Source organism: Pseudomonas sp. F1_0610 (assembly GCF_047470865.1).
Classification (GTDB): Bacteria; Pseudomonadota; Gammaproteobacteria; order Pseudomonadales; family Pseudomonadaceae; genus JAZDRH01.
Map to the genome: position 1 here is coordinate 168,138 of NZ_JAZDRH010000002.1, position 18,243 is coordinate 186,380.

The window sequence follows — 18,243 nt, forward strand, 5'->3', positions numbered from 1 at the left end:
TCGCATTTTAGCAAGATCTCGGCGAAATAAAATCCATTTCCCGCTCTTGCCATCAACTCTATGTCAAACCTTGGTATTTACACCCGCTTTCAAGCCGTCACCGACTAAGAGCTCATTAGACCAAGGCACCATCCGGCAGGTAACCGGCCTATTTTAGGTTTGGGATAGAGTTGCCTCAAATTACGCATCATATGCGTAATTACGCAAACCATGCGTAACTCCGCGTAATTCTTCACCCATAAATGGGCGATGGCAGTTCGGGGTACGCCCGATATATGTGAAGAAACACCCTTTCAGTGATATCTGAAATCTCATTTTCTTCATATTGCTCAACGGGTAACCCTGTTCTTTCATCATAAAGAAAATCAAATATCTGCTGCTTAACTGCGTCGCGCGTCGATTCTTTCTGCTGCCAGTTCGCAACTTTCAGCCGCTCTGCCTTTAGCGTTGCCAACAACGTAGTGGCGACTTGTTTGATCTTGGCAATCTCTTTTGGCTGCAAATTCGGCTTACTAAGGAGATCAAACAATACCAAAGACTCCTCGTCCAAGCATTCCCTGATTGCGCGCTTCTCTTCATGAGAAAGCTCTTCATTCAGTTTTAACAGTGCCTCAAAGGTTTTTTCAATAACAACGCGATCCTTTTCCTGGTTATATTCCTTAACCAATTTTTCGTAGTGCTCTTGATAATCGGTACGTAACGGGTTCTGCATCATGAGCCTGGCTAGCTTCTTCTCAACCGCATGCTTGAGCGATTGCACTGTAGTATTCTTTCGCTCTGATCTAGAAAACTCCTGGCGGAGCCGTTCAAAATCGATCTTGCTGATATCGTAAATTCGATCACCATCCGGTTTCGGTTCTTTGACTTTATGGGTGGTATCGATGCTACCGTCAACAATCTCGTACAGCTCCTTCATGATGTCGGAGATGTCGGCTTTTTCTTTGTCTGCCTGCAAACTCTTATAAAGTACGTTGATGGCATCGCGCAAATCACGATAACCATTAACGCCCGGCACGTTTATGCAGGCTTTAAACTTATTGAATACCTCTCGTGCCATTACCTCGAAACGTTTCCGTGTTTCGTCATTTTGATTGATGATTTCCTTGGCTTGAGCGATCGCTGCATTTTTAGCAAAACCTGTTTCTGTAATAATCCGGCTTAGTTCAAAATCATACTTTCGTAAAAACTCAGCAACAAAACTGATCGACTCGTTCAGACTTTCCAACAACTCTTCATTGGGCTTGGCGGGTTCATTTTCGCCCTCACCTCCGCCATGACCCTCATCTCCAGCACCGGCGAAGGTTGCCAATGCTTTACGCAGGTTTTTCAGTATCCCGCAGTAATCCACGATCAAACCGTTATTCTTGCCTTCCGCTACTCGGTTAGCCCTGGCGATAGCTTGCATCAACGTATGCGCCTTCAAAGGCTTGTCCAAATAGAGGGTAGAAAGTGTGGGCACATCAAATCCGGTCAGCCACATGGCACAGACAACGGCGACTCTAAAAGGGTGTTCGCTGGATTTAAAGGCTTCTTCCATGTCCAGTCGAGAGCCATCAGCCAGTTCAAATCCTGCTTTAAGCAACTGGCGGTGAGGCTTGATATCCAGCCCCCATTTTTCAAACTTGGCGACTTCACCTTGCTCTTCACTGACCACAACCGCCATCAGCGTTTCTTTCATCCACGCCAATTGCCGCTCTCGCCAAGCTAGATCCTGCTCATCCGTAGCCGACAAAAGTGCTTTTTCTTTGGTTTTAATTTCCTGTTGCCAGTAAAAATCGATCAATTTGTGCATCCGTACACAAGTGATCTTGTCGAGGCACACAAACATCGCCTTGCCGGTTTCCCAAGCGTTGGCATAATGAGCCACAAAGTCACGTGCTATCTGATCCAGTCGGCTGGTTGCAGTGATAATGTGATAATCACGCTTCAGCTCTCGCTCCAACCTTTGCTGAACGTCTACATCCTCAATTTCCAACTCATCCAGCTTTTCCGCTATGCGCTCATTGATGCCTTTGGGGTCCGCAACCGTATGCTCGTTGCCATCTTCATCGGTAAATACCAATTCTTCACCACGGGCATCGTAGTACAAGGGCACTGTCGCTTTATCCTCGACAGCCCGCTGAAAGTCATAGGTAGAGATGTAATCACCAAAAACCTTCTTGGTTATCTCATCATCTTTAAATAATGGAGTTCCGGTGAAGCCGATAAAACTGGCATTGGGCAAGGCGTTGCGCATGTTTAACGACAAGGTGCCATATTGCGTGCGGTGAGCTTCGTCGGTGATGACGATAATGTCGTCGCGCTCGGAATAAGGCTTTTTAGGGTCGACTTTTTCGTTAAATTTTTGAATGAGGGTGAACACAAAGGCTTTTTGCTGGCCGATCAGCTCTTTCAGGTCTTTACCACTATCGGCGCGGCACGGGTCTTTATCGTTGTCGACCAAGCCACAGCCTGCAAAGGTTTTATAAATCTGTGTATCGAGATCTTCTCGGTCAGTCAGCACCACAAAGGTATAGTTCCCACCCAGTTTTCGATGCACCATCTGAGCGAAAAAGACAATCGAATAGGACTTTCCAGAGCCCTGGGTATGCCAGAAAACTCCCAACTTACCCATCCGCTCGCCACGATTAATCACGGCATCAATGGCACGGCTGACACCAAGATATTGGTGATTGCGGGCAATAATCTTTACCAGGCGGCCCGAGCTCTGGTCAAACAGAGTGAAGTTCTCAAAAATGTTCATGAGATTGGCTTTGGAGCAGGTACCTTTCAACAAGGTTTCCATATCCACCACACCAGGCTCACTTTCGTTCAAACGTTTCCAGTCATTAAAATGTTCAAATTTGCTGGAGACCGAGCCGATCTTGGCATCAATGCCATTGCCCAGAATAATGAAGGCATTGTGGTAAAAGAGGTGCGGGACGGTGTCTTTGTAATCGGCAAGATTTTGCTCATAGGCAGCACGAATATCCTTGTGAACGTTTTTCACCTCCATAAACAGCAGCGGAATACCATTCACAAAGCCAACAAGGTCTGCTCTGCGACGATAAATATCGCCTTTGATCCAAAACTCTCTGACCAGCAAGAAATGATTATTTTCGTAGTTGTCAAAATCAAACAGGCGAAGCCGTTTCTTTACCCGCTCACCTTTTTCGTTATGGAAGCTCACCTCTACGCCATTCTTATGAAGGGAGTATTTCTCCTTATTCACAGCAACAATATTAATGGATGTTGGCATCTCACAAACCACGCGCAGCGCCTCCTGATAGGCGACATCCGGCAAGCCAGGGTTGAGTTCTATCAGTTTCTCGCCCAAATAGCGCGTTAACACAACCTCTTGCTCTGAAAGCCGGCCTAAATCACCTTCCTTGCCCAGCTTTTCATACATGCCAAAAATAGACTCATCCCACTGCAACTGATTCAACAAATAATTTGCAGTGACTTCCTGAACCTGGGTTTCTTCTGTCATGGCCATGAGCAAATCCTTCTATTTCTTGTTCTTGACTTGAAAACGTACAGGGCGATTGAGCTTCTTCACTACCCCGTCATCAACAGCACATTTCAGCCACTCAGTTAACTGAGACTTATGAAGCTGTGTGCTTTCAATCAGCGCATCAACGGTTACTGGCTTTTCAGCCAAGTGTTGAAGTTCGGAGATGAACATCTGATAGAAATCGACAGGGCTTGATGGGGCAGCTTCGCTTTCGGTGGCCTGCTCTGGAACAGCCTCAATCTCTGTCTGGCCTTCGCTAACGAGTATCTCGCGTACTGACTGGATAACGTCTTCTTTAGGCCCAGCTTCTGGCTCAGGATTAGACTCAGTCTCGGCAAACAATTCGGGCTGTGCAGGCATGGAAAAGAGATCGCCCATTTGTTCCTTCACCTGATTTACACGCCCCCTTTCATTGCACATTAATTCCGCAATCTTGAAGGCTTGAGTATTATCAGCCTCCAGCCAACGGCCACCTTTGGTGACCAAATCGGCATTGGCGGCATCCTTGTCCGTCGTGTGTTTAACCCACAGCGGCACCCATCCCTTTTTCAGATTTTCTTCTGCTCCGTTGAGCGTGCCACCTTTTTTACCGGAGTGAATCACCAGAGAGCTGTCTGCCAGACAGTAGATATATTTATTACGAGCCATGGCATTACCCGCACTAAACCCCGCCTCGGGGTAGAAAGGCGATACCAGCACTGCATGGCCATCCAACAGACCTTTACGCCACTTGCTGCTGGTCGCTGCTTTTAGCAGGCTATCGGCCATTACGCCGATCACCACACCGCCTTGTTTCATAGCCCCCTGCATTGCCGCTTCATCGACACCCCGAGCACCACCAGAGACAATGGCAATACCCTCTGCCGCTGCTTTAGCCCCCACTTCGTCGGTGAAAGCCAAATCAGCTTCGCTGGCATTGCGCGACCCAATAACCGCCAAGCCACCGGCATTCAACAAGGCTTTGTTACCACAACCAAACAGCACTGGCGGAGAGTCCGTTTTCAACCGCTGCTTTAAACGCCTTGGATATTCCGGGTCGGAACGGGTGACCACCCACAGGCCTGCCCGTTGCCATTTTTCCATGGCCAGTGCGAGGCTATGACCACGGCTCAGCAACTCAATGATTCGCTCGGCACTGATACGCACATCATGCCAGCCTTGCAGCAACGCTTTCGGATCGGCAACCAACAAGTCGGCCGGTGTGGTGGACTTTTCTTTTAACCATAAGGCAAAGCGCCCCCACTCTGCGTTAGTAAGCGGCTTGGCGCTTTCGCTGCTGGCTTTCGAAAAGTAACTGGTCAGCAGCAAGGTCGCTTGCGCCATGGGCGACAAAGAGCCGTTAGCTGGTAAAGAGCCATCAGCTGATGAAAAGCGGGATACATTCATGAGTCTTTTACCGAAGAAGAAGCAAGCGCAACGGGGTAAACCACACCGCTACCTGCTTGCTGTAGGAGTGCTGCGATGACCGTCAGCGTCCAGCCTGAATCCACTATGTCATCCACTAACAAAACCGGTTGCCCCTGATAAAGCTGAGTCACAGCAAACGCACCATCCAGATTGCGACATTGGTGGAAGCGATTCTGCTGGCATTTTTGCGGCTGGTTATCTTTGACTTTGCTAACTGCATCCACAAACGGTAGATCTAATCGTGCAGCCAGCCGGCGAGCAAAATCAGGTACCAGTTCAGAATGATTACGCGATGGCACGCAGCACACCCACTGCGGTGCAGGATTGGGTTGCCAACGCCGCTGAATCATTTCCGCCATGGCTTCGACCAATTCATCACTGAAACGCCCTGCATGTTTGTTATCAGCAACCGTTCGCCCCCAACCGGCATCGCCCCAGCGAGATAAAACACGGCCCTCCCGTGCGCGAAGTTGCTGGGGTAGATTGCCGCGAAAGCCGTATTCCAGAAACGCATTGGCCGCCACCTGTGCTTTTGGGGCGATTACCATTTCCGCATGTTTGAGGAAGGTGCCTGCGCGATGCGCCAATGCAGGATCAACTGGTTCATTGATCACCGGCCGCCCCAGGCAAGACGAACATTTACCGCAAGGCGTAGGATCGAGATCATCCAGCGCACGCCTCAGAAAGGTCATTTTGCAGCCAGCACCTTCCAGATAAGCTTGAACCTCTTGCCATTCCTGCACACGTTGTCCGGTTAAGTGAGCAATTCGGGCATGATCCATCTGGTAGCGAACAGGGGTTCTGACCCAGCGACTTCCGTCTTTGATGACAGGAGCCGGATTCTCCACGCTCAGCAGCTTTAATACTTTTTCTATTTGCCCATGACGCAGGTTGGTTTGCTCTTCAATACTGCGAATCGACAACCCATCACTCTGTTCCAGAACCCACAAGATCTCATTCACGTGAGCTTCTGAAGGAAAAGCCGAATCTCGAAAAAAACCGTGAATGTCCTGATCTTCCACACCCGACATCAGCACGCCCACAGCATGATCGATACCGCGCCCAGCCCGGCCCACCTGTTGGTAGTAGGCAACGATAGAGCCTGGCGCTTGATAGTGGATTACAAAGCTTAAATCCGGCTTGTCGTACCCCATACCCAACGCTGTGGTGGCCACCAATACTTTTAATTGGTTGTTGAGTAGCAATTCTTCCAGATGTTGACGGTAGGCGTTGCTGTTTTCAAAACCCTCAGCTTCAACGCTGCCATGATAGGCCCTGGCGTCTATGCCATTAGCACTTAACCACTTAGCAACCTGTTCTGCATCTCGCACCGTCAGGGTGTAGACAATGCCAGTACCTGGCAGCGTGGGTATCACCTGCGCTAGCCAAGCTAAACGAGATGCCTGATCCGGTAACACCATGGTCTGCAAGGCGAGGCTTTCGCGAATCAACGGGCCACGATGGATTTGGATATCTCCTAACTGGGTTTGAATATCTGCAACGACACGGTTATTCGCCGTTGCCGTAGTGCCCAGCACTGGTGTATTGGCAGGCAGCTGACGAAGAATATTCACAATACGGCGATAATCCGGCCTAAAGTCATGGCCCCAGTCAGAAATACAGTGTGCTTCATCGATCACCATCAGGCCGATACGATCAGCAATCGGCTGTAACACAGTTTCGATAAAACTATCGTTGGCCAAGCGCTCAGGGGAAATCAACAAGCAGTCGATTTGATTATTCAGAATCCGCTGAGTTACCGAACGCCAATCATCAGTATTGGTTGAATTCATCGTCTCGGCGACTATGCCAAGTCGAGCAGCAGATTCAATTTGGTTACGCATCAAGGCCAGCAAAGGCGATACGATAATGGTTGGCCCCATACCACGATCGCGGAAAATTTTGGTACTGATAAAGTAAACCGAGCTTTTACCCCAACCGGTTCGCTGCACCACTAACAGCTTCTGCCGATGATTCACCAGTGCATCAATGGCCTCCCACTGTCCATCTCGGAATTCGGCGGCGGGATTAGCTAGCGCGGTTTGTAATAATTGTTGGGCTTGGGAACGGTTCATGATCACTCCTTGATTTACACGGTTAGCTCGCCGCTCATAAGTTTGGGTAGTAGCAGGTCACGTGCTTGGGCTAGCTTCTCGTTATATTCTTTTAGTTTGTCTATCTGTTTGAAAATGTTTTCTACCTGAACTTCGAATTCATTCATTAATTTCGATTCAGGGCACAGAACATCGACCTTATGAACGTCATTTCGATTTAATGTGGGAACAGCCGCACCGCCGTTATAGCCTTCAAGCTTCATTGCTCTTAGCAAATATGTTGCGAATATGGGTGACGCTTTTTTGAATTCCTTCACCCACAATGTCGTATTGAGTGGCCAATAGTCTTTAGCAACATACATTACCGTTCCCAGTGAACCAGATCTTCCCGTGACGACACCAGGGCCTTTTACCTTCGCCACATTATGGAATCCATTAATACCTGTGGATGCATAGATGGGAACGCTTCCTTCTATACGTTTGGAAACAGGCAAGTCGAACCCACGCTGAAGAACCAGTAAGTTCTCTAAAGGTTCCTTTGACCACCCTTCCGGCACATCATCAGTAATCTTAACTTGCTTATGTCCGGGGAAGCGTAGGTGAACAAACCATTCCTGATACAGCAGGCGAGCGGATTCTTCCAGCAACTGAATACGGCGGCGGTTGTTTTCGATGAGGTCGTCGTAGCTCCTTAAAAATTTAACTATATGACTTTGTTGATCTGAGCTAGGTAACCTAATGGGTAGCGAGTAAGCCCTATCACGATTTAAACCAGGTACAGCAGCATCTGAATTTAAACTCGCAAGTGGCAAATTCTTTAAAAGGTAATATGAATACTCTAAAGAAATTTTGTCTAAAAATGGTCGAACGAAATACACTGTATCAATCGGAAAAAAGTCATTCTTCTCAAAATACACCGACCCAACAGTACCCTTTCGTCCAACAATAACTCCTGGACCTTCCACTAAAGGAACACTGTGATAGCCCCCTATGCCGCCTGAGCCATAAACCGGCACTATGCCTTCTTTTCGGTTACGTTCCGGCAGGGACTTTCCGTACGCTAACTCCAATGCATCTTTAAGCTGACATTCGATAATGCTCATACCCCCAACTCCTCAAAGTTACGGGCAATTTTTTCGGCCAGCTCTGCGGCTTCGGCATTTAAACCTTGTAGCTCAATATGAATATCGCGCAGTGCTTCTTCAAAATCGAAGTCTTCATCCACTTCTTCCGGTGCCACACCCACATAGCGGCCGGGCGTTAGGCTCCAGTCGGCGGCTTCAATGTCTTTGATGTCCACCAGTTTGACCAAGCCTTCTACATCACACAGCTTACCTTCCGGGAAGCGGCTTAATAACCAATGGGCTTGCTTGTAGAAGTAACGCACCTGCTTGAGTTGTTCCACCGCCAGCTTGCGCGCTTCATCGGCGGTTTTCTTTAAATTGCTACGGCCACGACCATTTAACAGCGTGTTATCCCAGAGTTCGCTGTCTTTTGCGCCATTGGCTTCGGCCAGTTCAATCACGCGGGTTGCCAACTTATAAGTCAGGTCGATTTCTTTAATCAGGTTGCGGCTTTGTTCGGCCAGGTCTTTTAGGCAGGTATCTTTATCGATGAAGTCCAGCAGGCTGGCAGCATCGTTATAGTCGTATTCGTTCCACCATTTCTGCAGGTCGTTGGTCAGGATTTGAAACGCGGACCAACCGCTTTCGACCGAGCCTTTGGCATTCAGAAAATCGACATAAGGCTCAACACTAACGCCGCCCTGCACCAGTTTGTCCATAAAGGGTTGAAAGGCTTGGCCGAATTTTCCCAACTGAGTGATAAAGTCTGGTATTGGCTCGCAGGCTAACTCTTCAGATTTTTCACCCTGCTTTTCACAGTTATGAGCCTCAAAAATCGACTTGTCGATGTAGTGTTTAACTAATTCAACAAAACGCTCGCCTTCGCCACGGTATAGCCAGACCACGGCAGTCAGGTTCTGTTGCTGCTCTGGGCTGAAGTCGTAAATCTTGCGGGTGACTTTGCGGTAGACGTTGCGGGCATCCAGCATTAGCACCTTGTCTTTCAGATGTGCAGGCTTGTTTTTATTCAGGAACCACAACTGGCAAGGAACTGAACGGGTGTAGAAAAAGTTACCGCGAATATCGACCATGATGTCCACATGACCGGTTTTGACTAGCTGCTCGCGCACCTTAGCTTCATCCCGCCCGGCGCTGGAAGCCTGGGATGACATGACAAAGCCCGCCCGGCCCGTATCATTCAGGTAACTGTAGAAATACTGAATCCACAGATAGTTAGCATTGGAAACTTTATTACTTTTGTTCACGCCTGGCAAACCGAAAGGCAGGCGGCGCTTATCGCCTTTGATTTTATCGGCGTCGACTTCATCCACGTTGAAGGGCGGGTTGGCCATTAGGTAATCGACTGTACCGAACAGGCCTTCGTGGGGATCGTTATAGTAGGTAATGGCGGCTTCACCACCTTCTACATTGCCTTCGAGTCCATGTACGGCCAGGTTCATTTTAGCTAAGCGGGTTGTAACGCGGTTTTTCTCGTGGCCGTAAAAGGTGAGTTCATGTGGGTCTTGCGCGTGACGCTCCATAAAGTGGGCGCTTTGTACAAACATGCCTCCGGAACCGCAAGCCGGGTCAAAAATTTTGCCGTGATCTGGCTCCAACACATTCACAATCAACTGCACTAACGATACCGGCGTGAAAAATTCACCACCATCGTGCGCACCTTGATCGGCAAACTGGGTGAGAAAATATTCGTAAATACGGCCAAAGATATCACCCGTGGCTTTTTTAAGCTCTTCTGGGTTGAGCGTACGCAGCAACATACCTAATACATCATTGGGAATGTTGTTGTATTCCTGTTTTGGTAGTTGATTGCGCAGGTTGGTGTAATCGGCCTCGATGGAGTCCATGGCATGAATAATGGCTTCGGCGCGATTATCAGCATCCGTCAGAGCAATGAGGTAGTCGAACTGTGCTTCTGGCTTGAGATAGATGGCGCTCTTTTTAGAGAAATCTTCTTTTGTAAGCTCGCGGGTTTTACCGCCACGGCTGGGCAGGTTTGCGACAACCTCGTCTTTCACCGCCAGATAGCGGCTGTAGGCATGGCGCAGAAAGATCAGCCCCATCACCGGCAAAAAGTATTCGTTACTGGCCAGCTCGGAGTTGGCGCGTAGGGTATCAGCCGATTTCCACAGGCGTTTTTCAATTGCTTCGATGTTTTCCAGTTGTGCCATGGGGCCAGATTCCTAGTTATCTTCTGATTTACTGTTTGCTGATTTCATTGCTTCGCTGACACCAGCGCGGTTGTGCTGGGCGGCGATGTATTGCTCCAGCTCTCTCTGTTTGAATCGCCAGGAGTTACCCACTTTAAAGCCCGGTAGTTCACCACTTGCGGCCAGTCGATAAATGGTCCGTTCATTCACCTTGAGGTAATCGGCCACGTCTTTGATGGTCAATATAGGGTCACTCATGACGAGATTTCTCAGCTATGTCGAAGGTGTCGAAAAAGTACAAGAATGTCAATATATAGGATCTGGGAGAGAGGTCAAGCAAGAACGGTTTTCAGGCTTATTGATCGCCAAACAGGCGCTGGTAGTCGGCCTTGAAGTTGGCAGGCATGTCTGAAAAGTACTTCCAGAACTCGACCAGGCCATTGATGGTCTTCATGTCTGCATGACCACAGTCCAGCATGATTTTGAGCAGCTCTAAGGTTGGCATGACCTGCGCATCGAAGGCTTTGGCCAAATCAGTCATATCCTGATCGTCCGTCACAACAGGAACACTCAACTCCAATGCATAGGCGATATACCAGGCATCTACGCGGGATGGCCCAGGCAGTTCAGTTTGCACATGATCCCAGACGTATTCGAAGGTTTGCTGAATGGACTTCTTTTGTTTTTTGCTGATTTTGGGGAAATGTTTGCGATTCTCGGCGAATTCCTCGTTATCCACCCAGGGGAACTTGCTTTGTAGTTTTCTGCCAGCCAGCTCTTCATTGAGCTCAGGCAGAATGTACAGGCAATACTCGTTGTCCCCAAAGGGCACGAACAGTAAGGGGCGTATGGTTTTAGCCAACCTTAGGTAGGCGTTGGTATCCACGAGGATTTTCGATTGCGGCATCAGGTCAACTCTGCGTGGATACTCCGTGCATCGAGGAGTGGCATATCCAGCACAGTTTGAACATAACCTGGCCCTTTATCGTGCTCTTTCAGATATTGTCGGAGCAGGTCGAAGAAAGGAGTTTCAAATGCGCCTTCTACTTTTTCGATGTAGTCGCGCGCGCTTGGCTTGCCGTATTCGTCCAGCTCATTATCACCGAACAGGGCTTCGCTGATATTTAGGAATTGCTGGTTAAATTTGGTTACCGCACCAAAGAAGGAATTACCCATTATAATTTCAGCTCTACCAAGCCGCTTTGCGTACTTGTTAACTTGCTGAAGGATAGTATTTGGGGAAATTACCTGCTGCTCTGCCATCTGCTTTAACGTATTGATCTTTGCAGCAGTCGACGGCTTTTTAACCAACACTTCGTAGGTCTGCTCCGCTAATTCATGAGGGTAAAGCAAGCTCGCGGCAAAAGCATCGGCGAAGTCTTCCGCGTCATCACCCTCAAGGCTTGGCGAAAGACAGTGCCCCAACTCATGTGCCATCCAGAACTTGAAGTCATGGGTATTGGTATCCAGATTCAGGTATACCCATGTGCTGCCCGAGTCAGGAAGGTGTATGTGTACTGCATTTTCATGACGCTGCTTTGCTCCCCACATAACTGGGACCACAACGGCCTGTAGTTCGCTGAAGCGGCGAATCAAATGCGTGAAATCCACACACTCCACCGGGCCAAGATTAATATCTTCTCTGACTTTCGCTGTTACCGTTCGAAGATAGTCATAATCACAGCTCGGCGACTTGAGTACCGGCGGCATTTCAAAGGTGTCAAACGGCAAATAGGGCACGAGGTGACGCAAAAAGCGACCAATCTCTTGCGCTTTTTCGATATGGTAATCCTTGGTTTTGGTACCGCGCATTTTGCGGAATGCCACTTTCGGGGCGTGCGGATCTTCCTTGATGACCAAATCATCAAAAGAGAGATTTAACAACTTGCCTAACTGAAGTAGCTTGTTAGGTCGGGGAAAAGACTTGTGCAAAAGCCACTGGGAAACGGCTTCTTTGGTTACGCCTAGAGCATCCGCGACGGCAGTTTGGGTTAACCCTACCTTATCGATCGCCTGCTGTGCTTTATCTGTATTTAGTCTTTTTTGCATGCGCGAAGTATATGCCGCAGTCAAGTTTTGTCAAGTTTAAAATCTCCAGACTAGTGCCTACTAAACCCTCCCTGAAGGTGGAACTTCCTTATCAAACGGCCGGAGTATCTGCGCGGTTTCAGTGTTTGAGGGCAGCTCAGCCCCTTCTGGTGGGGCCTTATCAACGCTAGCCATCTGTATCCCTTTCTGCCGCACATGAAAGGCGATTTGCTGCCAGCGGCGCAGCCATAGCTCTTCTTTTCGCTTGTAGGCATCTAGCTCCGCTTTGAGGCGATCTACCTCTACCTGAAGCTCTTCGGCCTCTTTAGTGGCCTGCTCTTTGGTTTTCACCAATCCGCCCGACAATGCTCGCTTGGCGTTGTCATAGGCGGCCTTGATCTCAGATTTAGCTTGGAGCGACTGGCGACTAAAGCCAAAGCGCTCTTCTAGCACAGCCCAAGTTAGTTTGGAACCAAGTTCTCCCATAGCCCAACGATCTAAATCCGCCACAATGGTATTGATTTCACTATCCGACATACGTCTGAAACGCTTAGCCATGTTTCACCTCGATTAGATATTGCTCAGGGTCAAAATGCTCAACCCCATTGTCCGCTAATTGGGTTTTTAGGGTTTTAAGTTCTTTATCATTGTGCGCAAGCCAGTCGGCACTTTTCTTTGGCTTTTGACTACTCATTTTCTGCTCAGCGTTTTTTCGAGCAATTGCCGTGAGTGCATATTGCCGTTTTAAGTCTTCTAATCGTCCAGCATCGCCTTTTGCCCACACATAGTCCTTGCAGTCTGCTGAACATTGCAAATGGCGCTCACAAGGTGTTTGCGAGAAATTATGGATACAAATACCAGTACCGACATCATGCACCGCCTGAACCCTTGCTTTGAGGAAAGCGTCCTGAACGTCAACCGGAATTGCTTGAATCTGTTCTGCTATTTGTCCGCCGACGAGCCCTTTCTTGATGTCTTGGCGCAGCATAAGCGCTCGCTTTTCTCGTGAGGTATGCTGATACGCTTTTGTGTCGCGTGGATTCGTTCTACCAAACCATTCCGTCTGCAGTAGATCACTCAAACCGCCTTCATCAAGCAAAGTATTGAGAGTGTGTCGAAAATGATGACTGGTGAAATCCACCTCAACGCTAGCAGAGGCATATTCTGCAGCGAGGTCTGGAAAATAACGAAGGAATGTCGAAAACATTGACTGACTGCAGCTGGTCGCCAACCAATGAGCATAAGTGCCACTCGAAAGACCGAGCGGCCGGAGGAATAGTAAATCCTTCAGATAATATTCTTTACCAAATTGATCTGTGTGAATGGCTGATAGATAGGCGTCTGAAAAATCACGAGCGCAGTATTTTCTCAAACCCTCCTTAGTTGTGAAATGAATTGGATTTCGTGAACGTTTTCCTTGTTTGTTTGACGCATCGGCGTCTGCCCAAGCTAGGTTTTGTTTGCGAAGCCAACCCGTTGAAATTAATGCTGTATTACTAATCCCCAGTTCCCTTAGATCGCTAGCATAGAACCGCTGTTCACGCGGAAATCGCTCCAAAAAGCGTAAGTCCGGTCCACGGGTTTTATGCATCTCTTCTGCCGTCTCGCGAGCAGCGTTGGTGAGCTCCGCTAATTCGTTAAGCACTTCTTCAACAATAGGTTTAACCTCTGAAGGTAGGTACAATTTGCGTTTCGGAGTGAATACGTCTCCTCGACTTGCTTTGCGCGGGAGGTACTCGATATAACCGTTCCCTTCGTCATCAACAGACAGTGTTTGATTTGGTAAAAGTGAAACCTCACTAAACCGTCGCCCCGTGCACGCAAGCAAAGTCAATAACAAAACATACAGCCGGTATTTATGACTTTTCGGTACATTTTGATAAAGCTCTCCAATTACACGGAATACTTTTGGCTCAACCAATTTGTCCGATTTAGTCTCAAGAACCTCTGGATCATCAAGCCGCTTGTGGCTTAAACCGCCCGTGCTCGCTGGGCGCTTCATTCGCGCGTATTTAAATTGCAACAGAGCCCGGCACAAACCGTTGGCATCGCAATGTGCTGCGAACTCTGCAATATGTTTATGGAGGTTATATGCCGTCGTCTCGCGGTAATGTTTTGAAATTAACGCGCATGCATTATCAAGTGCTTCGGGAGTCAGGTTGAGTAGTTTCTGGCCCAATTGAGTTGCGGCCGCAGCAACATAACCGACTGCTGTTATGAAGTTACGCTGATTGGGCGTTGACTGATGCTTTCTATGAAATCTTAAAACGAATAATGCCTTACAAACTTCACTCCAACTATCCACTAGAGGCTCGGCGCCTAATTTTGGTGATAAGGTAAAGGCAAAAGACGCAGCTTTGATATTTTTTCCTGTCAGCTTCACAAGTCTGCCAGATGTTATATTCCAATTCGATTCATGCCATTTAACCGACCCGAAACCATCTAACTTCAAAAGCTGTGCTTTGCTGACTAGGGCTTGTAAACTCGCATTCCGATCGCGTTCTAAACGATCAATAAAGGGTATAACTTTAGCTTTGCGTTGCGAGCGACCATCAGACATTCTCTTGACCCTCTTCGCAGATTTTCACAACTTGTGCTACCGCTGATATCACTTCGTCGAGTTGAATCCCTAGGCGAGCGTTCTCGTATTTTTCAAGTCGCTCTTTCCGACTCGCCAATAGGCAATCCAACACCTGCTCATGATCAGCATGTCGGTAGGGCTGAAATTTAGGGCACAAATAACAAGAATATGGCGGGTCGAGGTGGCAAACGCTAGATTCGCCACAAACTCCGATATCGGATTGTACCGTCGGATTTTGTTCGTCAACAAAGATTAGGTGCTTGTCGTCACGATCACCATTGACCGCCTCAATATCGCTATCGACGACTTTACCTTTGAAAAAGTTTAGGTAATTCGAAAAGGCTTTTGTGGTTGCCTTATCAAGGTGCTCGACAATTCTGCCAGCCATTTCAAAATAAACCTGCACATGCTGGGTATCGGTATGATCCAGTATTCTGGCCAGCTCACGCTTACTGATTCCCTCAGCTGCTAAACCAGTTGCCAAGGTATAACGTAGCCGCCTTGGCGTAACGCGCAGTAGCTCGCCAGTAAGCGGCGAGATAATGTTATGACGTTTCACGAACGCACTAAGCAAACGAGCTATATCGCTGCTTGTCAGATTAAATACGTTATCAATGTCTTTGGATAAAATGGCGGCTTTGTTTCCATTCCTGTTAATAAGCAATGGTCGCTCTTCCGGATTCACAAAGGCCCTCTCTGCAAAGCTCAGCGGAACTAACTTACTGACTTCAATCAACTGCTCAATCATGGCACCAAAATGCGGATCGAGATATTCATCCAAAAGATCGTCTCTTGGATTTACAAATCGCTTTTTAATTCTCGGCATGCGAATGATGTAGCAGGGGTCCTCACCTCCGGGAACCAGACATTCAAAATCAGACTCACGCAGAAAAGTTAAGTTAGCTGGATTGCGTCCAAATGCTATTGAGAGCGCAACCACAACCCTCTGCTGCAAATACTCTAATGATCGCCCCTCATCCGATTTAAGTGCATTGATTAACAGAGGTAGCTCAAGAGACTTGTGCAGAGGACCACTTTCGGAATCTTCCATCCGAACAGCCTCTCCTTTCGGATTCCCTGGCAACTCTAATGCCTCAAGTTCTTGCGCATAAATTTCCGAAAAGCCACATTCTGACTTGTTGTCCGCACTCCAAATGTACCACTGTACGGGCCTATACATTGCCCACAACCTTTTTCGTGAGCGGGCGCGATTGATAGCGGTTTCAAACAGACCAATTAAGTGCGACTCAGTATCAACTTGAGATACTGGGCTCCCCCAATGTCTCAGAACTTCTCTCCAAACATCCTGATACGCAGCATAACCCGCATGGGTGGATATTCGTTTAAGTCGGTCAGCAACATGGTCTTTGAACGCTTCTCTGATTTCAGAGTTAGTTATCTTTGTGAAATTCAGGGTTGAATTATCCCTCGCAGAATAGGGCAATCTCCAAGTATCACCGGATATATCAACTTCCTTTCCTTCACGGGTAATTAGCTTCTCTATCTCAGGTCAAGACTGCTCGACGGCCTGAGGTTTCGATAATCTAGTATTCAATCCGGCGTCCTCCCTGACACTATTTCAGCCTGGTACCGCTTCAGTGACTTGATTGCCTGTTCTTCCACTTCCTGGGCTATGTAAGTATCTTGTGAATCCAAACTACTATCGCCGCGAAGCAAGGCTAAGGCTTCCCTTCTGCGCTGCTCATCCATTCCTGAAGCACGCAACACCCGTTCAAGACGGGATGAGAATGTATGCCTGAGAGACTTGGCCGTTAAGTTTTCAGGAAGATCGTCTGCGTATTGCGATCGCAACAATTGAAAGAACTGTGTAATTGAGGATTGCGACAAAGGCGAACCCTCATCACTCAAGATTAAATAGTCTGATTCGTCTTGGCTTTTACTTTCAAGTACTTCACGCCAAGTAACAATGTACTCATTCAAAGCAAATGCAAGCTGCTTATTCTCAATCGGGATGACTCGACCATTGCGCTTTATTTGAGGCCTCGGTCGTCTTACATCTAGTGGGTCCGCAGGTCTACGCTCAACCTTTATCGCCGAAATCGCACCAACCTGGACATCCTCTACCCTGAGGCTAAGCAGCTCACCTGGCCTTAAACCACAAAATAGCATCAGCCCAACAGATACATAATTTCTAAATTTTACAGCAGAATCTCGCCCATAACCCTGCTCAGCATTGGGGTGCAATACCGCAAACAAGAAATCAACTTCTGACTCATTTAGGCCCTTTCGAAGACTCTTTCTCATTGGTGTGGCAGACATAAAGCTACCACCGAGCGTTTTAAGCAAAAATGATTTTCTCTCCCTTAAACGCTCATAGTCCAAGGAAGATAGGGGCAGCTGACTAGTCAGGACGTCCATGCACCAACTGAAAAATTGTCGGATAGTTGTTAACCGTTGATTGAAGGTATTAGGCGCTACTGCACTTATACGCCCTTTTTCCTGATCAATTCTTAACACTTCGATCAAACCACCTTTTAATTCCGCTTCGTTAAATGAGTTTTGAGCCAGCAATTTCGTAGATAGGTCACAATTCGATTTATCCAGCCAGCGATAGAGCACTGAAAGCTCTCTCAAATTCCGAACCAATGTATTTGTACTGAGGGAGCGTCTGGCAAGAATAAACTCATTAGGTAAGACAACAGGCATACCAGAATCATCCAGCATCATTGGTATTTGTTCACCCGTTTTGTGTGTGACTAGCTCTATTTTCATTACACCACCCTTATTGACAAAAAAAGGATAGCCATAAAACTCTATTTTTATAATATTAATTATTATGCGATTTTATAAAGAGACAAAACTATCTAAAACAAAAAAGCCCTTCAAATGTTTACACACTCAAAGGGCTTTATTTTTCACTTATTGCCTGTAAAACCAATCTATTAAACAAACCTGATTATGAATTACTTAACAATAATTACTTTATGTCATTCAGAACGGAATATCGTCATCAAAGCTATCATAATCTGGAGCTGGTTGAGCCGCAGGGCGTGATGACGCTGGCTGTTGTGGTTGCGCAGCAGTAGGTTGTGGTGCTGGGCGTGATGCCGCAGGGCGTGAGCCAGCCTCTTGGTTATCATTACGACCATCCAGCATTTGCATGGTACCGCCCATATCTACCACGATTTCTGTGGTGTAACGTTTCACACCGTCTTTTTCCCACTCACGTGTTTGCAGACGGCCTTCGACATAAACTTTTGAACCTTTACGTAGGTATTCCCCAGCAATTTCTGCTAATTTGCCGAAAAACACTACACGGTGCCATTCAGTACGGTCGACCATCTGTCCTGTTTGCTTATCGCGCCAGCTATCACTAGTGGCTAAGGTAATGTTAGCGACAGCGTTACCATTGGGCATATAACGCACTTCAGGATCATTACCTAAATTACCAATTAAAATTACTTTGTTAATTCCACGCGCCATCTTG

The 18,243-nt window shown here is 47.6% G+C and carries 13 protein-coding genes; all 13 read right to left on the reverse strand.

What is annotated here, in order from left to right:
- Nucleotides 1-232: 232 nt before the first annotated feature.
- On the reverse strand, nucleotides 233-3,475 hold the full coding sequence (locus VQ643_RS02090; protein ID WP_414197609.1) for a type I restriction endonuclease subunit R: 3,243 nt from the start codon (nucleotides 3,473-3,475) through the stop codon (nucleotides 233-235).
- 12 nt (nucleotides 3,476-3,487) lie between these two features.
- Nucleotides 3,488-4,879: a DNA-processing protein DprA gene (locus tag VQ643_RS02095; RefSeq protein ID WP_414197610.1), complete on the reverse strand. Its 1,392-nt coding sequence runs from the start codon at nucleotides 4,877-4,879 to the stop codon at nucleotides 3,488-3,490.
- Nucleotides 4,876-6,975 (reverse strand): RecQ family ATP-dependent DNA helicase, encoded by a 2,100-nt coding sequence (locus tag VQ643_RS02100; protein ID WP_414197611.1) that lies wholly within the window; start codon nucleotides 6,973-6,975, stop codon nucleotides 4,876-4,878. The genes VQ643_RS02095 and VQ643_RS02100 overlap by 4 nt, the downstream gene beginning before the upstream one ends.
- 14 nt (nucleotides 6,976-6,989) lie before the next feature.
- Nucleotides 6,990-8,057, reverse strand: coding sequence for a restriction endonuclease subunit S (locus VQ643_RS02105; protein WP_414197612.1), 1,068 nt, complete (start codon nucleotides 8,055-8,057; stop codon nucleotides 6,990-6,992).
- A complete protein-coding gene (locus VQ643_RS02110) occupies nucleotides 8,054-10,207 on the reverse strand; it encodes an N-6 DNA methylase (RefSeq protein WP_414197613.1) in 2,154 nt (717 codons plus the stop codon). The genes VQ643_RS02105 and VQ643_RS02110 overlap by 4 nt, the downstream gene beginning before the upstream one ends.
- 12 nt (nucleotides 10,208-10,219) lie before the next feature.
- Complete coding sequence (locus VQ643_RS02115) at nucleotides 10,220-10,444, reverse strand: helix-turn-helix domain-containing protein (RefSeq protein WP_414197614.1); 225 nt, start codon at nucleotides 10,442-10,444, stop codon at nucleotides 10,220-10,222.
- Between the two features lie 97 nt (nucleotides 10,445-10,541).
- Complete coding sequence (locus tag VQ643_RS02120) at nucleotides 10,542-11,093, reverse strand: DNA-binding protein (protein ID WP_414197615.1); 552 nt, start codon at nucleotides 11,091-11,093, stop codon at nucleotides 10,542-10,544.
- On the reverse strand, nucleotides 11,093-12,235 hold the full coding sequence (locus VQ643_RS02125; RefSeq protein WP_414197616.1) for a helix-turn-helix domain-containing protein: 1,143 nt from the start codon (nucleotides 12,233-12,235) through the stop codon (nucleotides 11,093-11,095). The genes VQ643_RS02120 and VQ643_RS02125 overlap by 1 nt, the downstream gene beginning before the upstream one ends.
- A gap of 60 nt (nucleotides 12,236-12,295) precedes the next feature.
- On the reverse strand, nucleotides 12,296-12,772 hold the full coding sequence (locus tag VQ643_RS02130; RefSeq protein WP_414197617.1) for a protein kinase: 477 nt from the start codon (nucleotides 12,770-12,772) through the stop codon (nucleotides 12,296-12,298).
- Nucleotides 12,765-14,774 carry an integrase gene (locus tag VQ643_RS02135; RefSeq protein WP_414197618.1) on the reverse strand — a complete coding sequence of 670 codons (2,010 nt, stop codon included), beginning with the start codon at nucleotides 14,772-14,774 and terminating at the stop codon, nucleotides 12,765-12,767. Before VQ643_RS02135 ends, VQ643_RS02130 begins: the two co-directional genes overlap by 8 nt.
- Nucleotides 14,767-15,846, reverse strand: coding sequence for a tyrosine-type recombinase/integrase (locus VQ643_RS02140; protein ID WP_414197619.1), 1,080 nt, complete (start codon nucleotides 15,844-15,846; stop codon nucleotides 14,767-14,769). The genes VQ643_RS02135 and VQ643_RS02140 overlap by 8 nt, the downstream gene beginning before the upstream one ends.
- A 500-nt stretch (nucleotides 15,847-16,346) precedes the next feature.
- The gene (locus tag VQ643_RS02145; protein WP_414197620.1) at nucleotides 16,347-17,528 is read right to left on the reverse strand and encodes a tyrosine-type recombinase/integrase; all 1,182 of its coding nucleotides are present in this window, start codon (nucleotides 17,526-17,528) and stop codon (nucleotides 16,347-16,349) included.
- Nucleotides 17,529-17,747: 219 nt separating this feature from the next.
- Nucleotides 17,748-18,239 carry a single-stranded DNA-binding protein gene (locus tag VQ643_RS02150; protein WP_414197621.1) on the reverse strand — a complete coding sequence of 164 codons (492 nt, stop codon included), beginning with the start codon at nucleotides 18,237-18,239 and terminating at the stop codon, nucleotides 17,748-17,750.
- Between the last annotated feature and the right edge of the window lie 4 nt (nucleotides 18,240-18,243).